General features: G+C 30.2%; 17 protein-coding genes and 1 other annotated feature. Of the genes, 11 read left to right on the forward strand and 6 right to left on the reverse strand.

The window, feature by feature from the left end; all coding sequences use genetic code 11:
• Nucleotides 1-134: 134 nt before the first annotated feature.
• Nucleotides 135-419 carry a helix-turn-helix domain-containing protein gene (locus B5E48_RS11530; RefSeq protein ID WP_054689494.1) on the forward strand — a complete coding sequence of 95 codons (285 nt, stop codon included), beginning with the start codon at nucleotides 135-137 and terminating at the stop codon, nucleotides 417-419.
• On the forward strand, nucleotides 419-1,519 hold the full coding sequence (locus tag B5E48_RS11535; RefSeq protein WP_087305148.1) for a site-specific integrase: 1,101 nt from the start codon (nucleotides 419-421) through the stop codon (nucleotides 1,517-1,519). Before B5E48_RS11530 ends, B5E48_RS11535 begins: the two co-directional genes overlap by 1 nt.
• A 57-nt stretch (nucleotides 1,520-1,576) precedes the next feature.
• On the opposite strand, the gene B5E48_RS11540 is transcribed toward B5E48_RS11535, so the two are convergent.
• The 5 genes from B5E48_RS11540 to lysS all read right to left on the reverse strand — a co-directional run bounded on the left by B5E48_RS11540 (nucleotide 1,577) and on the right by lysS (nucleotide 8,340).
• A complete protein-coding gene (locus B5E48_RS11540) occupies nucleotides 1,577-2,395 on the reverse strand; it encodes a DNA adenine methylase (RefSeq protein ID WP_087305150.1) in 819 nt (272 codons plus the stop codon).
• A gap of 16 nt (nucleotides 2,396-2,411) precedes the next feature.
• Nucleotides 2,412-5,324 carry a nucleoside triphosphate pyrophosphohydrolase gene (locus tag B5E48_RS11545; protein ID WP_087305152.1) on the reverse strand — a complete coding sequence of 971 codons (2,913 nt, stop codon included), beginning with the start codon at nucleotides 5,322-5,324 and terminating at the stop codon, nucleotides 2,412-2,414.
• On the reverse strand, nucleotides 5,317-5,865 hold the full coding sequence (locus B5E48_RS11550) for a hypothetical protein (RefSeq protein ID WP_087305154.1): 549 nt from the start codon (nucleotides 5,863-5,865) through the stop codon (nucleotides 5,317-5,319). Before B5E48_RS11550 ends, B5E48_RS11545 begins: the two co-directional genes overlap by 8 nt.
• A gap of 6 nt (nucleotides 5,866-5,871) precedes the next feature.
• Complete coding sequence (locus B5E48_RS11555; RefSeq protein ID WP_087305156.1) at nucleotides 5,872-6,501, reverse strand: HIT family protein; 630 nt, start codon at nucleotides 6,499-6,501, stop codon at nucleotides 5,872-5,874.
• 348 nt (nucleotides 6,502-6,849) lie between these two features.
• Nucleotides 6,850-8,340, reverse strand: coding sequence for a lysine--tRNA ligase (gene lysS / locus B5E48_RS11560; RefSeq protein ID WP_087305158.1), 1,491 nt, complete (start codon nucleotides 8,338-8,340; stop codon nucleotides 6,850-6,852).
• A gap of 33 nt (nucleotides 8,341-8,373) precedes the next feature.
• Nucleotides 8,374-8,606: a binding site (T-box leader), on the reverse strand.
• A gap of 170 nt (nucleotides 8,607-8,776) precedes the next feature.
• Here lysS and B5E48_RS11565 point away from each other — a divergent pair.
• The 8 genes from B5E48_RS11565 to B5E48_RS11600 all read left to right on the forward strand — a co-directional run bounded on the left by B5E48_RS11565 (nucleotide 8,777) and on the right by B5E48_RS11600 (nucleotide 17,720).
• Nucleotides 8,777-9,307: a methylated-DNA--[protein]-cysteine S-methyltransferase gene (locus B5E48_RS11565; RefSeq protein ID WP_087305160.1), complete on the forward strand. Its 531-nt coding sequence runs from the start codon at nucleotides 8,777-8,779 to the stop codon at nucleotides 9,305-9,307.
• A gap of 162 nt (nucleotides 9,308-9,469) precedes the next feature.
• Nucleotides 9,470-12,544 (forward strand): ABC transporter ATP-binding protein/permease, encoded by a 3,075-nt coding sequence (locus tag B5E48_RS11570; RefSeq protein WP_087305162.1) that lies wholly within the window; start codon nucleotides 9,470-9,472, stop codon nucleotides 12,542-12,544.
• Between the two features lie 102 nt (nucleotides 12,545-12,646).
• Entirely contained in the window at nucleotides 12,647-13,456 is an 810-nt protein-coding gene (locus B5E48_RS11575) for an HAD family hydrolase (RefSeq protein ID WP_087305164.1), read from the forward strand.
• 2 nt (nucleotides 13,457-13,458) lie between these two features.
• Nucleotides 13,459-14,403 carry an AEC family transporter gene (locus B5E48_RS11580; protein WP_087305166.1) on the forward strand — a complete coding sequence of 315 codons (945 nt, stop codon included), beginning with the start codon at nucleotides 13,459-13,461 and terminating at the stop codon, nucleotides 14,401-14,403.
• Between the two features lie 39 nt (nucleotides 14,404-14,442).
• A complete protein-coding gene (locus tag B5E48_RS11585; protein WP_087305168.1) occupies nucleotides 14,443-15,003 on the forward strand; it encodes an NUDIX hydrolase in 561 nt (186 codons plus the stop codon).
• Entirely contained in the window at nucleotides 14,984-15,715 is a 732-nt protein-coding gene (locus B5E48_RS11590) for an HAD family hydrolase (protein ID WP_087305170.1), read from the forward strand. The genes B5E48_RS11585 and B5E48_RS11590 overlap by 20 nt, the downstream gene beginning before the upstream one ends.
• A gap of 24 nt (nucleotides 15,716-15,739) precedes the next feature.
• The gene (locus B5E48_RS11595) at nucleotides 15,740-16,318 is read left to right on the forward strand and encodes a sugar O-acetyltransferase (protein WP_087305172.1); all 579 of its coding nucleotides are present in this window, start codon (nucleotides 15,740-15,742) and stop codon (nucleotides 16,316-16,318) included.
• A 73-nt stretch (nucleotides 16,319-16,391) separates the two neighbouring features.
• Entirely contained in the window at nucleotides 16,392-17,720 is a 1,329-nt protein-coding gene (locus B5E48_RS11600) for a putative ABC transporter permease (RefSeq protein ID WP_087305174.1), read from the forward strand.
• Nucleotides 17,721-18,541: 821 nt separating this feature from the next.
• Here B5E48_RS11600 and pdxR read toward each other — a convergent pair.
• Nucleotides 18,542-19,921: a MocR-like pyridoxine biosynthesis transcription factor PdxR gene (pdxR, locus tag B5E48_RS11610; RefSeq protein WP_087305176.1), complete on the reverse strand. Its 1,380-nt coding sequence runs from the start codon at nucleotides 19,919-19,921 to the stop codon at nucleotides 18,542-18,544.
• Nucleotides 19,922-20,225: 304 nt separating this feature from the next.
• Between pdxR and B5E48_RS11615 the strand changes: the two genes are divergently transcribed.
• Nucleotides 20,226-20,668, forward strand: a 443-nt coding sequence (locus tag B5E48_RS11615; RefSeq protein WP_158097297.1) for an IS110 family transposase, incomplete at its 3' end; no start/stop codon positions are given.

Raw genomic sequence — 20,668 nt, forward strand, 5'->3', positions numbered from 1 at the left:
CGACATGCTTTGGTCCCCGTCGGGTTATCCCCTAAAGGTAAGTCGGTTGCTTTACATCGCAATGCAGGAGCGATGATTTCAAAAGAAATATATATTAAGCGCAAGAACGTGCGCACCAAGAGGAGGGATATTATATGGAAGAATTAAAAATGCTAACAAGAGAAGAAGTAGCTGAGTTACTTCATGTACATGTAAATACAATATCCATGTTACGTGAAGTAGGGATAATAGATGGTATTAAAATTGGGAAAAATTATATGTTCTCCCAAAAAGTCATTCGAACTTTCCAAGATGATTATATTGGTTTAGATGTTAGTAATAAAAATAAAGCTATGATAAGTAAACAGACTGTCGAAAAACGAAAGAAAGATGATGTTAATAAAATAAATTATCATAATGCTATTGTGGGAGCAGTGTAATGGCTCAACAGAAGGAAAGTAATGGAAGATGGTCTTTTTACGGAAAACTGCCAAAAGATGAAAATGGAAAAAGAAAGAATTACAAACGCAGGGGCTTTAAAAGCAAGAAAGCTGCTAAATTAGCAGAGGCAGAATTTTTAAAACAGTATAATCATATTTCGCCAACTCGTTTGAAATTAGATGATTTGATTGTGGAGTATCATAAGGATGCTCCTAATCATGTTAAATTATCTACTATTAAAGCCTATAAAAGATTTGAGAAATATGTTATATCTCCTAGTTTTGGTAATCGTTATATTGATGATATTACAACTTTAGAAATTACACGTTGGATCAATGAAATTTTACAAAATGGATATAATGATAGAGTTTATGGAGAGTCATCAACTCGTAATATTTTATTACACCTCTCAGGATTATTCACTTATGCAGTTGATCATGATTGGTTACAAAAGAATCCATGTCATAAAGTTAAACCGCCTAGAGACCCAAATAAGATAATAAAAAAGCAGTCTTGTGAAGAAAACTTTTGGGAAATAGAAGAATATCATAAATTTATCAATACAGTTGAAGATGAATATAAAAGGGATATCTACGAATTTATGTTTCTTACTGGTTTACGTATTGGTGAATTTTGTGCTTTGCAATGGAGGGATGTTGATCTTATTAATAATAAACTAAGGATATCTAAATCCTTAAGTGCAATTACAACAAGAATAACATCACCTAAGACTCCACGTTCAAATAGAACGATTCAACTGCCAAATAGACTAGTGGAAAAATTAAAAAAGAGATATAATATTGTTTCTCAGTTAGAAGGGTTTAATGAGGATTACTATTTGTATAAAGACCAAACTTATATCTCTATAGCTACACTTAGAAGATGGTTTAATGAAGATGTAGAAAAATCTGGAGTTAAAAGAATAACAGTGCATGGACTACGACATTCTCATGCAAGTTATTTATTATCAAATCTAGTAATATCTGAATTGCTCATAGCCGAAAGATTAGGACATAGTGTAGAAATGTTACGAAGTACGTATGCTCATATTTATGAAAAAAGTCGTAAAAATTTAATTGAATATATCGATCAGTTATAATGTAAAAAAGCATATTAAATAGTAGATTATTACTTTTAATATGCTTTTTCTTTATTATCAAAAATCAATAATTAAATTATCTCTGTAAAACATTATTTCGTTTCCTATTTTCTTATGTTGAACAGTATAAGATAACTCATATTCTCTGCCTTTACAAAATGAATACATATCTATTATTTCATCTACACAATCATATGTTAATACCCATGGAACTGAAAGTTTTTTAATTCTTCTAGATATTTTCTTATGTTCTTTAGGAGTAAATGAATTCTCATATAACTCTGCACCTTTATTGTAATATGGTGGATCTATAAATAAAAACGAATCAGGCTTAAACTTTCTTTTTAAAAAGATCATTGCATCTTGATTATATACTTTGATTTTTTTTCTTTCGCTATAGATTTTTTCTATTCTTTTTATTAAATCTTCTTTGTTAAATCTGCAATCAATTAAATATTTAGAATTTTGATTTTTTCCACCGATAGGTCCACCTTTAATAATGCCAGATCTATTTGTCCTATTTAAATAAAAAGTAGCAAATCCTAACTTTAATAAATCTTTTTTTTCATTGACATATATTTCTTTTTGTTTTTCTCGCTCTTTTAACGAAACATCTACATTCTTAATCATTTCAATAAATTCTGGAGCGTGATTTAAGATAGAATACCAAAATGCATATATGGCCAAATCATAATCATTTAAAATTATTTTTTTTACTTGTCTTTTAAATAGTAGATTTAAAGCTAAGTTTGCTCCACCTGCAAAAGGTTCAATATATGTACATCCTATCAGTTTGTTCTCTTCAAGTATTTTTACAGTTTGATTGTACATTTTCCCTTTTCCACCAGGATAACGTAAGGGAGAGTAATTAGCCATCCTATACCTCCTTTTCTTAAAATAATTTAAGTTGTTGTTGTTCATAAAATTCATTATCTATATATATTCTTCCATAGTAACTATCTCTTAATTGTTTAAAATATATAATTATTTTATTCTTTTCTCCAAAATATTCATCTATTTTATTTCCTTTAAATTCTATCTTTAAATTTCTAAAAGTAGTAGGACATTGAACTTTTAGTAAAAGAATTTTTCTATCATCGTCTATTAATAAATCTATATTTCTTTTAATTTCTAAAGGTATTTCATTAATTCTTTTTGCTTGATCAAAATCTTGATTAAATAAATTAAATTCATTCAGGTTTTTCTCATTTAATTTATAATTAAACTTTAGATAACTATTTAATGTATTTAATAAAACATATCCTTTCTCAAACGACCCATTTTTTGAATTTTTTTTATATATTATATTATTAATTTCGTTAATATCACAGTCTATATAAATTAAAATCTCATTTAAATACTTATCTAATAAATTCAACTCAGTTTTCAATATTTGTATTTCATTTGTTTTGATTGTAAATATTTTAAACGATAAATATAAAATTTTTGACTTTAAAAAATCCAAATAACTATTTTGATTAATGCTTTTTGTAACTTGTTTTACCCCTTTATTATCAAGAAAACGTATTTCTAAATTCAATTCATTCACATTTCTCCAAATATTGATATTACATAATGAAGCCTGAATCTTTTTTTTCCCTTTTTCATATATTGAATAATAAAATTCACATAGATACCCACTATTTGGATATTTATAGTTTGTATAACCTCTAAAGAAATAATTATTATTAGTTATCTCTTTCCTTAATCTTGATAATACTTCTAATAAATCGGCTATTTCAATAATTAATTCATCTTTGGAATGAGAATCATAAATTTCATAGGATTCTTCAATTACCTTTTTTAAAAGAAATTCAAATAATAAACTTTCTTCTACATACCCATATTCAACAAATTCACCATTATCTAAAATATTTTGAGGAATCTTGTCTCTAACCAATTTATTAAACTCTATTTTTTCATTAAAATCCTTAAAAATATCAGAAACAACAATATTTGCACCAGTTTTCATCAATTGATAATAAGAATGAGCCAAAACAGTTCCTTCTAAAAATATTGTTATATTTTTTTGTTTACAAATTTCACCAATCTTCATTAAAAAATTTTTATCTCTTAAAACATCATCTTCATATGGTTGGATTCTTACATATTTAATTTCATTATCTGGTTCTAGAATTTTTGAAAAATCTAAATTATTACTTATAACAATTTCCTCATCATCGAAATATTTCTTTATAAAATCATTTTCTTTGATATTCAGATTTTTTATTTCTTCATGATACCATGGTAAGTTTTTAGTCCCATAATACTTTTGATCCACATTAATAAACCACATAACACTTATCTCTTTATTTTCTATATTTGATATTTTTTGGGAAGCAATTGCTATTTCTTTCAAAGAATTGTCATCAATTGATACTTTCCAATCATGTGGTATCGAAGTGTTTTTTAAAGACCAAGTACCATCAGCGTTTGTTGATATAAAATGTGGTTTATAGCGAATGATTTTTTTTATTTCAATTTTATCTTGATTTATATTGTGTGTATCTGTATTTCTCAAATCTACCGAAAAACTATCATGTGGATAATAATATAATCCTTCAGGTAATCCCCAAAGTGATTGAATTCTTACAAACCTGCTATTTGGTTTTGCCCAGACAAACGCAGAAGAGATAGAAGGTATAAAATTATGTAAAATAAAAACATATTCTAATCCTTTCAAATCATCTACTGCACTCTTTAACCATTCAATAACACTATTTAAATCTTTTAATTCATTACTCCTTTTAGATAATTGTCTTTTATCATGTTCATCAGTAATTACATTTGTTCTAATTACAATAGATGAATTTTGTAATAGTAAATTTATATCCTCTATTAAATTAGAAGATACATCTTTATGCTGTAATTTTTTTAATACTAAGTTATCATCTAAAATATATAATGGCGCAGTTGTTAAACCAACAGATTTATAAATAAATACATTTTTTATTTTATAGTATTTTTTATCTTCCTTATCATCAATTTCACGTAGAACCTTAAAAACAGATGCCTTTTTTGCCATTGACATCCCTATTTTTTGATTTTCAGGATTATGAGTATTATTTTCATTTACTTCATAATCACATTGAACTATATAAATTTTTTCTTTTTCCCATATAAATTCTAAATGAACTCTTTTTGTACTATTATAGAAATAAAATGCAGGAAAATGTAATGTCTTTTTTATGTTTTGTAAAGTATCACAATCTAAATCAATTTTTTTTAATTGATTTTTATCATATTTTTTTCTCCATTGTCGCACTACAACAGTTTCATGTTTTATCTCATTATTATATTCGTATTCAATCTTATAATCTCTAGGATCTTGTGAAAGACGTCTTTCATTTGAAATATGTCCACAAATCTTTTTATCAATATAATGCTGTACTATAAAAGAAATACTTGATTTACATAATCTAGTATCTTGTATTATCGACATTAATAATTCATATAATGTATTTTCTAATTGATCTTCATTTACAGCTACAGAGTCGTACTGTCCTCTTTCCTTCATACTTTCATTACATGCAGAAGAGCGTATAATCCATTTTGGATTAATAGACATTTTTGTCGCACATTTTTTGATACCAATAGCATACAAAGCAACAATTTTTTTTCTTTCATCACTTTTTAAATTTTTAAATAATCTATACAATTCCTTTGAAATTACAAAAAAAGGTAAAGTCCACCTTTTTGGAACATGAGTCAAACCATATCCTTTATGTCCAATACCTTTTATTGATATTTCTTCTTTTTTTAGAATCCGATAGTTCTCTCCTTCTACCAAATATAAATCACTCATTTGAATCATCCCCATTATTAGTATTATTATTGTTATTAGTATTATTAGATGTTAAAAATAATACACAAGCAACATCATACATTTTGCTTACAGCTTCATCTGAAAAATATCCAGTTAAAAAACCAGTACTAATCGCAATTGTATTTGATGAAGAAACATCTTTTATCATTATACAAGCAATTATAAGAGATAAACTTATAGAAATTAATGGAGAAAAAAATCGCCAATAAACTCTATCTTCATTCCACAATCCTCGTGCAACTACTCGATAAAAATATTTTATACTAAATGTAGTACCACCTAATAATCCAGATAGAATACAATACATATATTTTGTAGACATTAAAATTTTCTTTTCAGGTATACATAAAACATCACTTAAAACACCAATATAGTTCATGTATAATAAAACAAGAGTTACAGTAAACAAGAAAAATAAATATATTGCGTCCCTTAAAATTTTCCTTTTATACTTTTTATCATATCTTGATTCACATTCATATATTTCTCTATTATCAGTTGGAAGTTGATCATTATGCATAAATAATCAGTCCTTCATTTTTAAATATGTTAATTTTGCATTTTTTAAATTTTTATATATTTTATAATTATATTCTTCTTTTTTCCCAATTTCCTCTGCTAAAATCTCTCTAAAAAATTGGGAGTAAGGCTCTTTGAGTTTATGGACAAAACAGAATGTTTGAGAAGTTAAAGAATCATCTAAATCAGAATACAATAAATATTCACTATCACCTACATATGTTTCTACTTCTGAAAATCTTATTTTCTTCCAACCTTTCTTCTTATTTTGAATTATCGTTTGAAGGCTATCTTTATATGGCACCAAATGAATATGTGCATGATTTGTACCACAAGCTGTTTGTGAATTACACTTATTGGCACCATGCTCAAAAAGAATTATTTTTTCATTATATTTTTTACTCAATCTACCTGCAATAATATTGACAAATTCAAAGAAAGAACTATTTTTAAAAAAACTCTTCATAGAATAAACATGACTTTTAGGTATAACTAAAATCCATCCCTCTATAAATGCACCAATACTTGACAATGCAAAATACTTATCATTTTCAAATATAGGAAAGTCAATTTCATCATATAAATACTCTTTATTCAAAATACTACAAAATCTGCATTTAGAACTTTTTTCACTCATTTTACCACCTTCCTAATACAATAATTATATCGTATAAATTCTTTTTTTCAAGCATAACATTTATTGAAAACAGTTTTAATATTAATTACAAGAATTTAAAAGAATGTACCTTTAAAAATAATATTACTCATTAATAATTTATGAACAATTCAAAAAAATATGAATATTGTATGCCATTTGTATGCCATTTGTATGCCACTATCAAATTATATGTTTTATACTAAATAAAAAAGCATGATTTCCTAATAATCATAAAGTTATTAAATATTACTCCTTGATTCTAGAAAACAATGCTTTTATTTTAAATATCGATTCGAGCCTTAAATCAAAATTATATTGATTTCATCGCTATTTATTTCTTGGTTTCATCTGCGGGAATAAGATAACTTCTTGGATAGATTCTTGACCAGTTAATAACATCACGAGTCTATCAATACCCATACCCATTCCTCCTGTTGGTGGTAATCCATATTCCAATGCTTCTACGTAATCTAAATCCATTTCGTTAGCTTCATCATTTCCAAGTTCTTTTTCTTTTAACTGATTTGCAAATCTTTCATATTGATCATCGGGATCATTTAATTCGTTGAATGCATTTGCATATTCATTACCACAGATAAATAATTCAAATCTCTGTGTGAAACGAGGATCTTCAGGATTTTTTCTTGCTAGTGGAGAAATTTCTACAGGATGTCCATAAACAAATGTAGGATCAACAATTGTTTCTTCTACATATTTTTCAAAGAATTCATTAATAATATGACCATAACCAAAGTGTGCTTCGACTTCAATACCATGTTCTTCAGCTAATTTTTTCGCATCTTCAAAAGTCATATCTCCTGCAAAATCAATTCCAGTTTGTTCTTTAATAGCATCTGTCATAGAAATACGTTTAAATCCAGGAGCTAAAGAAAGCTGATGTCCTTTATATTCAATATCATATGTACCACAAACATCTTTCGCAGCATTAGAAATGATACCTTCAGTTAAATCCATCATTCCTTCTAGATCACTAAATGCTTTATAAACTTCAATTGTTGTAAATTCTGGATTATGAGTTCTATCCATACCTTCATTTCTAAATAAACGTCCAATTTCATAAACAGCATCCATACCACCAACAATTAATCTTTTTAAAGATAGTTCAGTCGCAATTCTTAAATAATAATTCATATCTAAAGTATTATGATGTGTAATAAATGGACGAGCAGAAGCACCACCTAAAATAGGATTTAATACAGGTGTTTCAACTTCAGTATATCCTAAACCATCAAGATAATGTTGAATAGAGCGAATAATCTTTGGTCTTGTAAAAGCAATCTTTCTTGCTTCTTCATTCATAATTAAATCAACATATCTTCTTCTATATCTTTCTTCAACGTCATTTAAACCATGATATTTTTCAGGTAAAGGACGTAATGCTTTTGTTAAGTGAATATACTCAGAAGCTTTGACAGATAATTCACCAGTATTTGTCACAAAGACAGTCCCAACAATCCCAACGATATCTCCAATATCACTTTTTGTTAAAACTTCATAACTGTCTTCACCAATAACATCTTTTCTGACATAAATTTGGATTTGCCCTTCTTTATCTTGAATATGCATGAAACATACTTTACCTTTACGACGTTTTGTCATAATTCTTCCAGCAACTTTGACTTCAATCGCAGCTTCTTCTAATTCTTCATGTGTTTTTCCTGCATATTTTTCTTTGATTTCTGTTGAAAAAGCAGTGACATCAAATCTTTGTCCAAATGGATCAATACCTTTTTCTCTTAAAAAATTTAACTTTTCACGTCTTACTAATTCCTGTTCACTAAAATGTCTTTCTTCCATAATATCTCCTTTCCAATAAAAAAACTCCCATCCACAAGGGACGAGAGATTATCGTGTTACCACCCTCATTCGTTTATGCATCACTGCATAAACCTTTTCAACTCCTATCAGAGTCTAGCCTGTAACGCGGCACACGTTATTTTATCACATACGATCCAAAATACGGCTCCTAGTCTTTATTCATCGTTACTATGATTGTCCATTTCCACCATCAGGACTCTCTTGTTATCAATCATAACAATTACTCTTCTATTCATCGCCTTTTTTCTATACGCCTGTATTATATAAATAAACTTTCTTGTTGTCAAGACTGCATTTTTTATTTCATTTGAGACTTCATTATGATTATCATATTCATCAAGAATGAACTTATATATGACAGAATAGTTGTATAGAAAAATAGGGAATGATAAAATGATGATAAGGAGTGAGACTTATGTATTATCAGACATATTATCAATCGCCTTTAGGAAATCTTTTGTTGGTATGTGATGAAGAAGGTTTGATTGGATTATGGATTGAAGGGCAGAAATACTTTTTAGGAAATATCAAAGAAAATATCATAAAGAAAGATGATCATCCCATATTGATACAAACTCAAAAATGGTTAGATGATTATTTTCATCAAAGACAACCTTCCATCAATGATTTAAAATTAACACCAAAAGGCACACAGTTTCAACAGATGGTATGGAAAATATTGTGTGAGATTCCTTATGGTCAAACAATGACTTATGGGGAAATTGCTAAAAAGGTGGCAAAAACATTAAATAAAAAAACAATGTCAGCTCAGGCAGTAGGTGGGGCAGTTGGGCATAATCCTATATCCATCATTATTCCATGTCATCGTGTTGTAGGAAAAGATGGAAGTTTAACAGGATATGCGGGTGGTATTGATAATAAAATCAAGTTATTACAATTAGAGAATGTTGATATGACAGGTTTATATGAACCTCGTCAGAGATAAAGAATATATAAGTATGTATATTCTTTTTTTTGTGGGAATATATAAAAAGAGGACTATTTCCGGGGAAATATGTCGATATACGATAGAAATATATAAATGTTCATTTTCAATTCAAATAAAAAGGATTTAATAGTATATGTTCTATATAAAGGGGATAAGAGAATGCTACAAATTAAGAATATATATAAACAATATAAAACGGGTGATTTAGTTCAAAAGGCATTAGATGGCGTCAGTCTTAATCTCAGAGATAATGAATTTGTTGCGATATTAGGACCAAGTGGAAGTGGAAAGACAACACTTTTAAATATTATTGGTGGATTAGATCGTTATGATAAAGGTGATTTGATTATCAATGGCATTTCGACTAAAAAGTATAAAGATAGAGATTGGGATTCCTATCGTAATCATACCATAGGTTTTGTCTTTCAAAGCTATAATCTGATTCCTCATCAGACTGTCCTGGCTAATGTTGAATTGGCTTTGACGATATCTGGTATTTCTAAAGCAGAGCGTAAAAAGAGAGCAAAGCAAGCTTTAGAAAAGGTGGGTTTAGGTAATCAGGGACACAAGAAACCAAATCAAATGTCTGGAGGACAAATGCAGCGTGTCGCCATTGCGAGAGCTTTGGTTAATGATCCAGATATTTTACTCGCCGATGAACCTACTGGTGCATTGGATAGTGATACCAGTGTTCAGGTTATGGAACTGTTAAAAGACGTTGCCAAAGATCGGCTTGTTGTGATGGTAACACATAATCCTGAATTGGCAGAAGCTTATGCGACACGTATTGTTGAATTAAGAGATGGAACAATCCGTAGTGATTCTGATCCATATGAAGTCATTGAATATGAATTGGATAAACCAAGACATGAAAACATGGGAAAATCTTCAATGTCCTTTTTAACAGCTTTATCTTTAAGTTTTAATAACTTACGTACCAAAAAAGCCCGTACGATTTTAACATCTTTTGCGGGGTCTATTGGAATTATTGGGATTGCATTGATATTATCGCTTTCTAATGGTGTCAATCAATATATTCAATCAATTGAAGAAGAAACATTATCTGAATATCCACTGCAAATACAAAGTACAGGTTTTGATATGACATCTTTGATGGTAGATGTTCAAGATGGTCAAAGTGAAAATAAAGAAGAAGGCCAGATACAAGTTATTCAAATGATTACTAATATGTTTTCAAAGATTGGTTCTAATGACTTGGCTTCTTTAAAAGAATATTTAGATAATGGTGACAGTGATATTAAAGAATATACAAATGCTGTAGAGTATACGTATAATGTATCACCACAAATATACAGTACAGATACAGAAAATATCAGACAGGTTCATCCTGATAAATCGTTTCAATCACTTGGTTTAGGTTCTTCAAGTAGTGGAAACAGCATGATGTCAACAATGATGAGTACCGATGTTTTTTATGAAATGCCTAGTGATGAAAGTCTATATGTAGATCAATATGATGTTAAAGCAGGACGTTGGCCTAAGGCTTATAATGAGTGTGTTCTGGTTTTAACACAAAATGGTAAGATTAATGATTTAATGTCTTATACATTGGGGTTAAGAGATTTTTCTGAATTAGATGATATGGTAGATAAGTTCTCTCAAGAGGAAGAAGTCAATGCTCCAGAGAATACAGATACTTATTCATATGAAGATGTATTAGGAAAAGAGTTTAAGCTTGTCAATGCAGCAGATTATTATGAATATGATGAAGAATATGATTTATATAGAGATAAAACAGATAATCAATCCTATATGAAAAAATTGATTGAAAATGGTGAAACTATAAAAATTGTTGGGATTGTTCAACCAGCTGAAGGAACAACAGCGATAATGCTTCAAACGGGTATTGGTTATCCTCAATCACTGACAACACATGTGATTGAACAAGCTCAAGCAAGTGAAATTGTGAAAAAACAATTAGAAAATAAAGATATTGATGTATTTACAGGTAATGCTTTTAATGAAGCTAATAATAAAGAGTTTGATATGAATTCATTGTTTAGTGTTGATACAGAGAAGTTAAAGAGTGCGTTTTCAATAGATCAAAGTCAATTGACAAAAGGAATGGGTGAGCTGGATTTAAGCCAGATTCAATTAGATATGTCAAATATGCCTTCTATTGATATGGATGCAATCTTATCACAATTAAATGTTGAGTTTACAAGAGAACAGATTGAATCTTTAAGTCAAAGTATCACAACTGATTTTCAAAATTATATGGTTGAAAATCAGTTGACGGATTCAACTCAGATACAGACTTATTTTATGACTTATATTAAAACATCTCGTGCACAAAGTTTGATTCAACAAAATGTTATTCAATTACTTCAAGATAGTGGTTTAACAGGGCAGTTTGAAACATTATTACAAAATCAGATTCAAACAATGATGACACAATATACAGCACAGATTTCTCAATCCTTAGAAGAACAAATCAGTGCTCAAATGTCTAAACAAATGGGAGCATTAGCTCAAAACATGCAATCAGCGATTCAAATTGATCCAACTGCATTTTCTGAAGCTATTCAAATGAATATGAGTGAAGAAGAGTTGTCTGAACTTATGGTCTCACTTATGACAACAGAAACTTCAACTTATGAAAATAATTTAAAAACATTAGGATATGCTGATTTTGATGAACCTAGTGGCATTAATATTTATCCAAAAAATTTTGAAACAAAACAAAATGTTGTGAATATTTTAGATGATTATAATGCCAAAATGGAAAAAACTGATGAAGATAAAGTGATTTCTTATACAGATTATGTAGGTACTTTAATGTCATCAGTAACTGATATTATTAATGTGATTAGTTATGTACTGATTGCCTTTGTTGCTATTTCTTTAGTTGTATCTTCTATTATGATTGGTGTTATTACTTATATCAGTGTCTTAGAACGACAAAAAGAAATTGGAATCTTGCGTGCAATAGGTGCATCTAAGCGTAATATTTCACAAGTTTTCAATGCCGAAACATTTATTATAGGGTTACTTGCAGGTGTTTTAGGTATTGTGATTACATTGTTATTGTTGATACCAGGAAACATGATTATTCATTCGATTGCTGGTAATGTAGATGTCAGTGCCTCTTTACCAGTGGCAGGTGGTGTCATCTTAGTTGTGCTTAGCGTTGTTTTAACTTTGATTGGTGGTATTATTCCTTCCAGCAAAGCAGCGAAGAGTGATCCTGTTTCAGCATTACGTAGTGAGTAAAGACAAACGAAATGTTTGTCTTTTTCTATTTCCATTCTTGAAAAAAGAAAGCAAAATCAATCAAAAGCTTATATAATAGATATCAGTTATGGGGGTGGAATCATGCAATCAAAAATATTATTTTTTGATGTTGATGGAACATTATTGGATACTGCTAGAGGTATTCCTGACATTCCACAAGGGGCTCTTTACCAATTAAAAAGAATTCAAGAGCAGGGACATAAAATATTTATATCTAGTGGTAGACCTAAAGCTATGATCAATCAGTATTTATTAAATGTAGGATTTGATGGATATATATTAGCCAATGGTGGATATGTTGAAATTGATGGGCAATCTATTTATGAAGATAGAATGGATTACAAACTATGTGTGAAAACTGTTCAGATGCTAGAAGACCTGCGATGTGACTATATGTTAGAAACAGCTGACGCGATTTATATTGATCCTAGCTATCATGAACTTTATGATTTCTTTTCTCAGGCTGGTATGAAAGAAATGTTCCAATTGGATTTTGATAAAGAAGAGGTTTTAAAAAGAACAATCAAGATAGAAGCTAATGTTTTAAATAAAGATAAAGCAAAAATAGAAAATTATATTCAGGATAAATTTGGCAGTGTTATTCATCATGATGAACATGGCAGTGAAAATGCTTTTGAATTCTTTTCACCAACGATTTCTAAAGCTGTCGGCATTCAAAAAGTTTTAGATTATTATCATGTCAGCCGTCAACAGACATATGCTTTTGGGGATGGATTGAATGATATGGAAATGATTGAATATTGTGAAGTTGGTGTTGCGATGGGGAATGCTGTTGAAGCATTAAAACAAAAAGCAGATCTGGTTTGTTGTGCTATTGAAAATCAGGGCTTAGAACGTATTTTAAAAATATTATTTCCTGATGAGGTTTAAACATGGATAGTTTATTATTTAGTTTCAATGCGACAGTTCCAGTTTTCTTGATGATGGTTTTAGGAATGCTTTTAAGAAAGTTGGGGTGGATGAGTGAAGAATTTGCTTCTCAATTAAATCGTTTTGTCTTTATGCTTCCTTTGCCAGTTCTTTTGTTTCAAGATTTGGCGACAGTTGATTTTTTAGAAGTATGGAATTTTTCTTTTGTTGCATTTTGTTTTGTTGTGACACTTATAAGTATTTTGATTGCGATGATGATATCAAAATTTTTAAAAGATAAAAGTATTCAAGGTGAATTTATTCAGGCAACCTATCGTAGTAGTGCGGCCTTGCTGGGAGTTGCCTTAATTCAAAACATATATGGAAGTTCTACAATGGGCCCATTAATGATTATGGGAAGTGTACCTTTATATAATATATTTGCTGTGATTATCTTGTCTTTCTATCAGCCTCATGGGGATGGAGTCAATCGTGATTTATTGAAGAAGACATGTCTAGGAATATTAAAGAATCCGATTATTATTGGGATTGCAGTTGGATTTTTATGGTCTTTATGTTCTTTACCAATGCCGACCATTCTTTCAAAAAGTGTATCCTATGTTGCCAATATGGCTACACCATTAGGTTTGATAGCGATGGGTGCTTCTTTTCGTTTGGATAAAGCTATCAGTCAGATAAAACCTGCCTTTTTAGCATCTTTCTTTAAATTGTTTGGATTCTGTTTCCTGTTTTTACCACTTGCTATCATCTTAGGTTTTCGTCAGGAACAGTTAATAGCTATTTTGGTTATGCTAGGTTCTGCATCAACAGTGACATGTTATGTCATGGCAAAGAATATGGGACATGCTGGTGTTTTAAGTAGTAATGTTGTCATGTTAACAACATTACTCAGTGGTTTTTCTTTAACATTTTGGATATGGGTTTTAAGAGTTTTATCTTTCATTTAAAATGTAAAATGTAGTAGAATAGAAAGAGGTGATGAGTTGATGGAATATTTAGATATCGTAGATGAAATGGGAAATCCAACGGGAGAAATTGTAGAAAGAGAATATGCACATCGTCATGGCATTCGTCATCGCACTAGCCATGTCTGGTTATTAAGAAAAAAGCAGGATGTCGAAATTCTTTTACAGAAACGTAGCCTCAATAAAGATTCTTATCCAGGATGTTATGATATTTCAAGTGCTGGTCATATTCCAGCAGGAAGTGACTTTGAAACTTCAGCATTACGTGAATTAAAAGAGGAACTGGGAGTCGAGGCGACAAAGGGTGAATTACATTATATTGGTGCAAGTTACAGCAATAGCCACAATGTATTTCATGAAAAACCATTTCATAATGTACAAGTTTCGCATGTTTATGTCTTATGGTATGATGGCGATTTTGTCTTGCAAAAAGAAGAAGTGGAAGAAGTTCAATGGATGCCACTTGCCAAATGCCAACAGTTGGTTTTACATAAACAAATTCCTCATTGCATTAAGATAGAAGAATTACAGATGATAGATTATTATTTAAAAGGAGTCAACAATGAAAGCATTAGCCAGTGATTTTGATGGAACATTATATTTTGAAGATGGTATTAAAGAAAATGATCAACAAGCTATTGTTCATTTTCAAAAATATCATTTATTTGGATTATGTACAGGTAGACCATTGATAGGTGTACAACATTATATCAAAGATTGTATTCAACCAGATTTTTATATTGTAAGCAGTGGCGCCTGCATTTTAGATAAAGAATGTCATGTTTTATATGAACAGACAATATCTAAAGATATTATGAAAGCTATTTATCAACAATATCATCAAAAAGCTGAAGTTTCTATTCAGGCAGATTTTCGTATTTATACATTAGTGAAAGATTCAAAAATTCCAATAGCTCAAACATATGTAGAGTCTATTGATTGTATTGGAGATGAACATATTTTTGGATTATCAATTAATGCTGTTCATGAACAACAGGCCAAAGAATGGACACATGATTTAAATGAAACATACAAAGAAATTATTGCTTTTCAAAATAAAGAATATATAGATATTGTTAAAAGAGGATGTTCTAAAGGAGAAGCAGTCAAGAAATTGAAAGAATTATTGCATTTGGATATGGTCTATGGCATAGGAGATTCTTATAATGATATTCCTATGTTAGAAAGTGCTGATTGTTCATTTACATTTCATGATTCACCACAAATTGTTCAGGAAAAAGCAACACATATCGTATCATCTATCAGTGAAGCCATTGAGGTGATTAATGATTAAGAAATGATTGAAAAGGAGAAAGTCATGAGTAGTGAATTAGAAAAGATGGAACGTGGAGAATGGTATGATGCCAATAATGATGCTCAATTATTAGAAATGCGCATAAAAGCTAAAGATATATGCTTTGATTTAGATCATACAAGACCTGGGGATGTTGAAAAAAGAAAAGACATCTTGACACAGTTATTAGGTTATTATCCAGAAAATCTGGAAATTATAAGTCCATTTATGTGTGATTATGGAAGTCGTATTCAATTAGGAGAGAATGTTTTTATTAATAGCTCTTGTTATTTTATGGATGGTGGAAGTATCACAATAGGTGATTATGTTTTTGTAGGTCCATATTGTGGTTTTTATACAGCGAATCATCCTCTAGACTATCAAAAACGTAATCAGGGATTAGAAATTGCTTTGCCTATTCGTGTGGGAAGTAATGTCTGGTTTGGCGCTCATGTTTCCGTCATGCCAGGAGTCACGATTGGTGATGATTGTGTCATTGGGGCAGGAAGTGTAGTGACCAAAGATATACCACCACATAGTCTTGCTTATGGAAATCCATGTCGAGTTGTGAAACAATGGGATGAAAATCAGAAATCTTTCTGATTTTTTTCTTTTTTCTTCATGTATTATTCATATATCTATGATAGTATCATATAGACTATGTTGGAGGGAAATGATGGAAAAGTTAATTTATGATCAATTATGGATATTTTTTGTTTATTCTTTTGTCGGTTGGGTCATAGGAACTATTCTTGCGGCATATCGTCGTAAGAAGTTTGTTGATGTTGGATTTTTATATGGACCATATTGCCCATCCTATGGTATTTGTGGGGTTTTGTTTTTTATTTTATTACATGAACTTCATGATCAATGGTTTTTTATGTTCTTAGGAGGGGCAATTATTTCTTCCTTTGTTGTATATATGACAGGTTTTTTCTTACAGAAAATTTTTCACCATAAATGGTGGGATTATTCAAGAAAGAGATTCCAATTCGGTAGTTATGTGCACATGCCTTATACAATTCTTTGGGGGTTGATGGCTATCATCTGTGTTGAATTTATTGAGCCAACACTTTTAAACGCTGTTCATTTGATTCCTTCATCCGTTGGAGAGATTCTCTTGATTATTATGGGTGTTGTTATGGCAGTCGATTTTGTTGGAACAATCACAGGTATTTTAAGTACACGTTCACGTGTGAAAAAAGGTGTCATTAAAGAGGTATCAGAAAACATGCAAAGAACGGCAGATCGTTTAGGCATGAGAATATCTGAATGGACACTTAAACATTTTGTGAATGCATTTCCAAATCTTGATAAAAAAGAAATTTTAAATGAGCCAAAAGTTGAAAAATCAACTGTATTTGCTGAAGGATGTTCTTTTTATAAATTATTATGGTTATTTCTTATTGGTGCATTTTTAGGAGATATTGTTGAAACATTATGGTGTCATTATACAACAGGAATATGGATGAGTCGTAGTAGTGTGATTTATGGTCCTTTTTCTATTGTTTGGGGAATTGGCTGTGCTTTATTAACTTTACTGTTATATCAGTATCGTTATAAAAGTGACCGTTTTATTTTCTTGTTTGGAACGGTTGTAGGTGGAGCTTATGAATATGCATGTAGTGTTTTTACAGAATTAGTTTTTGGAACAGTCTTTTGGGATTATAGTCATCTTCCTTTTAACTTAGGAGGACGTATTAATTTATTATTCTGTTTCTTCTGGGGAATTGTAGCTGTGATTTGGATTAAAATCATTTATCCAAAATTATCAGACTTCATTGAAAAAATCTCCAAAAAAACAGGAACAATTCTTTCATGGTGTTTTATTGTTTTTATGACAATCAATATTATCATATCAGGATTAGCTATTCAAAGATATTCAGAAAGACAGAATGGACAAATCAATGCGCAAAATCCTGTAGAAGAATTTCTAGATCAGCATTATCCAAATGAAAGAATGGAACGTATTTATCCTAATGCAAAGTTTCCACAGAAAAAATAAAAAGCCTTAAAAAAGTGAAGGCGATAGATCATAAATATCCTGACTGAACTTTTTTAAAGCATAAAAATCATTTATTTCATATATCTTGACTTTCCCTTCCATAAGACATGTATTTTGTGTATGAAAATAAATTTTTTATAATATATTGAGATGTTTTCTATGTAGTGTAGAAAGCATCTTTTTCATATTATAGGAATTTGGTTTTGTTTGGTTAATAAATGCTTAAAGTAATTATTTATAATAAGCAAATTAAAAAGTAACCAGATATATGATTTTTTGACCTATTGTATTGTTCCTTTTCCACATTTTATGCAGATGCATGACAATGAACTACATAACCGAGATATGCATATAAGTGGATTTTTAAATACTAAAAAAGTGGATATTGGAAGCACAGAAGTGGACATTCAAGATACAAAAGTGGATATTGAAAGTACACTTTTAGTAAAACACAAAAAGATTTATCTGTTAATAATACAACAAATCATGTTCGTAGATTATTTGAGAAGTTCGGGTATGATGAAGCATATAGACAGTTATGAAGGTCATTGATTTGAAGCAATCTGCTGCCTCTAAGCTTCTTTCCAATTTAGTGCAGAAAGATATTATAGAGCCAGTATCTGGTCATGGAAAAGGTAAATATAAATTCAAAAAGTAAGCATCAAGATGGAGAAGATGCTAAACATCATGAACTGTATGAAAAACTTTTGAAATGAGGCACCGCAATCCCACAGGTTTTAGACGGTTGGTTAAGATAACAAAAAGCCAAAGCTTATGTTATACTTCTACTATGGAAATATGGAAATTATAAAGCAGTTCTCTTATTCCATTAATAACTGACATAGTAATTGAACGGCTAAAGGAATATCTTCAATAGAAAGTCCAGAATAGTTAATCACGATTGTATGTGAATCAAATGGTTGGTCATAAAATTGGGAAAGCATGCTCATGTTGATTTCTAAATCTTGGGCACGTTTTAAAATAAAATTATCACTATATGGCAAAGAGAAATGAAGTAGAAAATGTAAGCCTGAGTTTTCTTCAGTAATTGTAATTTGGGAAAAGAGAGGACTTTGTGAAAGTTGGAGAAGAAATTCATCACGGATGGATTTATAGTAGTTACGCATACGATTAATGTGTTTTTCAAAGTGATGGTTTTGGATAAACTCGGCAAGAATAATCTGTTCAAAGCTTGATACACTACATGTATAGAAACCTAATTTTTGTTGAAAAATTTGAACGAGATGAGGTGGTAAAATCATATAACTGATACGGAATGAAGGAGCTAGTGTTTTAGAAAATGTATTCATATAAATCACATGTTCATTTTGATCAATCTGAAAGAGTGGGGAGAGTGGTTTTCCTCGCATACGAAATTCACTATCATAATCATCTTCAATAATATAACGATGAGATTCTTCTGCCCATTGAAGTAATTCCAAACGTCTTTGTATGGGCATTGTGATACCTGTTGGGAAATGATGAGCAGGAGAGATATGCACGATTTGTGCCTGACTTTTTCTTAGTGCCTTTATATCAATGCCTTGTTGATCTAAGGAAATGTAATGATAATTGACATGATTGATGTGATAGACTTGGGAAATACTGTGATGACCTGGATTTTCTAAGGCATATATCTGATCTCTTCCTAGTAATTGAATCACTAAATTATAAAGATATTCACTTCCAGCTCCAATAATCACCTGATCAGGAGAAATATTCATTCCACAAAAGGCATAAAGATGTGAACAGATAGCGCGTCTTAAAGATTCGCAACCTTGATGTGGAGAACGTGAAAGCAATTCTTGTGATTGAGATGAAAGGACTTGACGTGTCATTTTAGACCATGTAGAAAATGGAAAATGCAAAGAAGATACAGAATTTGATTTTAAATCTATACGATAATGAGTTTGTTTTGGTTTTGTCATAACAGAAGAATGATTTTTTATATAATGGGGATAATGAAGTTCACTTACAAAATATCCTTTTCTTTCTTTAGAATAAATATACCCTTCAATAAGAAGCTGATGATAGGCATTCTCTACAGTTATCAAACTGACGTTTTGATTTTTCGCAAAAGCACGTTTAGATGGTAATTTTTCATGGGGGTTGAGTTTTTGATGAATAATATCATTTTTAATGCATTGATATAAATATTCATACATAGGTATATCTGATTCTTTAAATGAATAAGTTAACATATTTTTCACTGGTATATTATAATTGACTCATTTATCAGTCATTAAAATATACCTTCTCCTTTCTATCAACTTTATTAATACGTAGTTGATGACGTTTAGGTTTATATGTAAAATTGAAATATGTGTTTGTGGATTTGTATTTTTCCGTGTGGCTTTGACTACTTCAAGGAGGTTTGGACCACTCACTTATTCCTCAATAAAGATGAGTTAGATGAGTCTTTGAATTCGCATTTTGAACCAGGTTTTATGGTCTAAGTGTTGTGGGTACCACATCACATGAAATTTATTTGAAAGGATGGTTTTTATGAAATTAGTTGGTATTGATATTGGAAAGCACAAGCATTTCGTCAGCATCGTTGACAAGTTGACTGGTGAAATTATTCTTCAGCCTGTCGCTTTCTCTAATAATGCTCAGGGTTTTGAATTCCTTATCTCTCAGATCGCTCTCTATCCTGTTGATAGCGTTCTTATCGGTATGGAAGATACTGGTCATTATCATTTCGCTTTATTGCGCTTTCTTTTACAGAAGAACTACAGCGTCGCTTTAATCAATCCTAAAACTACCGATCTCAATCGTAGAATGGATGGTGGCATCACTAAAAACGATAAACTTGATACTCTTAATATATGCGATATATTAAGCTCAAATAAACTCAAGAAACCTTATCGTTTGACGTCATCTAAGAAATTTGACCTTTATGAACAGAAGCAGCTGACTAGGTTGCATCATTCCCTCAAGGAACAGAT

Source organism: Massilimicrobiota sp. An105 (assembly GCF_002161155.1).
Classification (GTDB): Bacteria; Bacillota_I; Bacilli_A; order Erysipelotrichales; family Coprobacillaceae; genus Allocoprobacillus; species Allocoprobacillus merdigallinarum.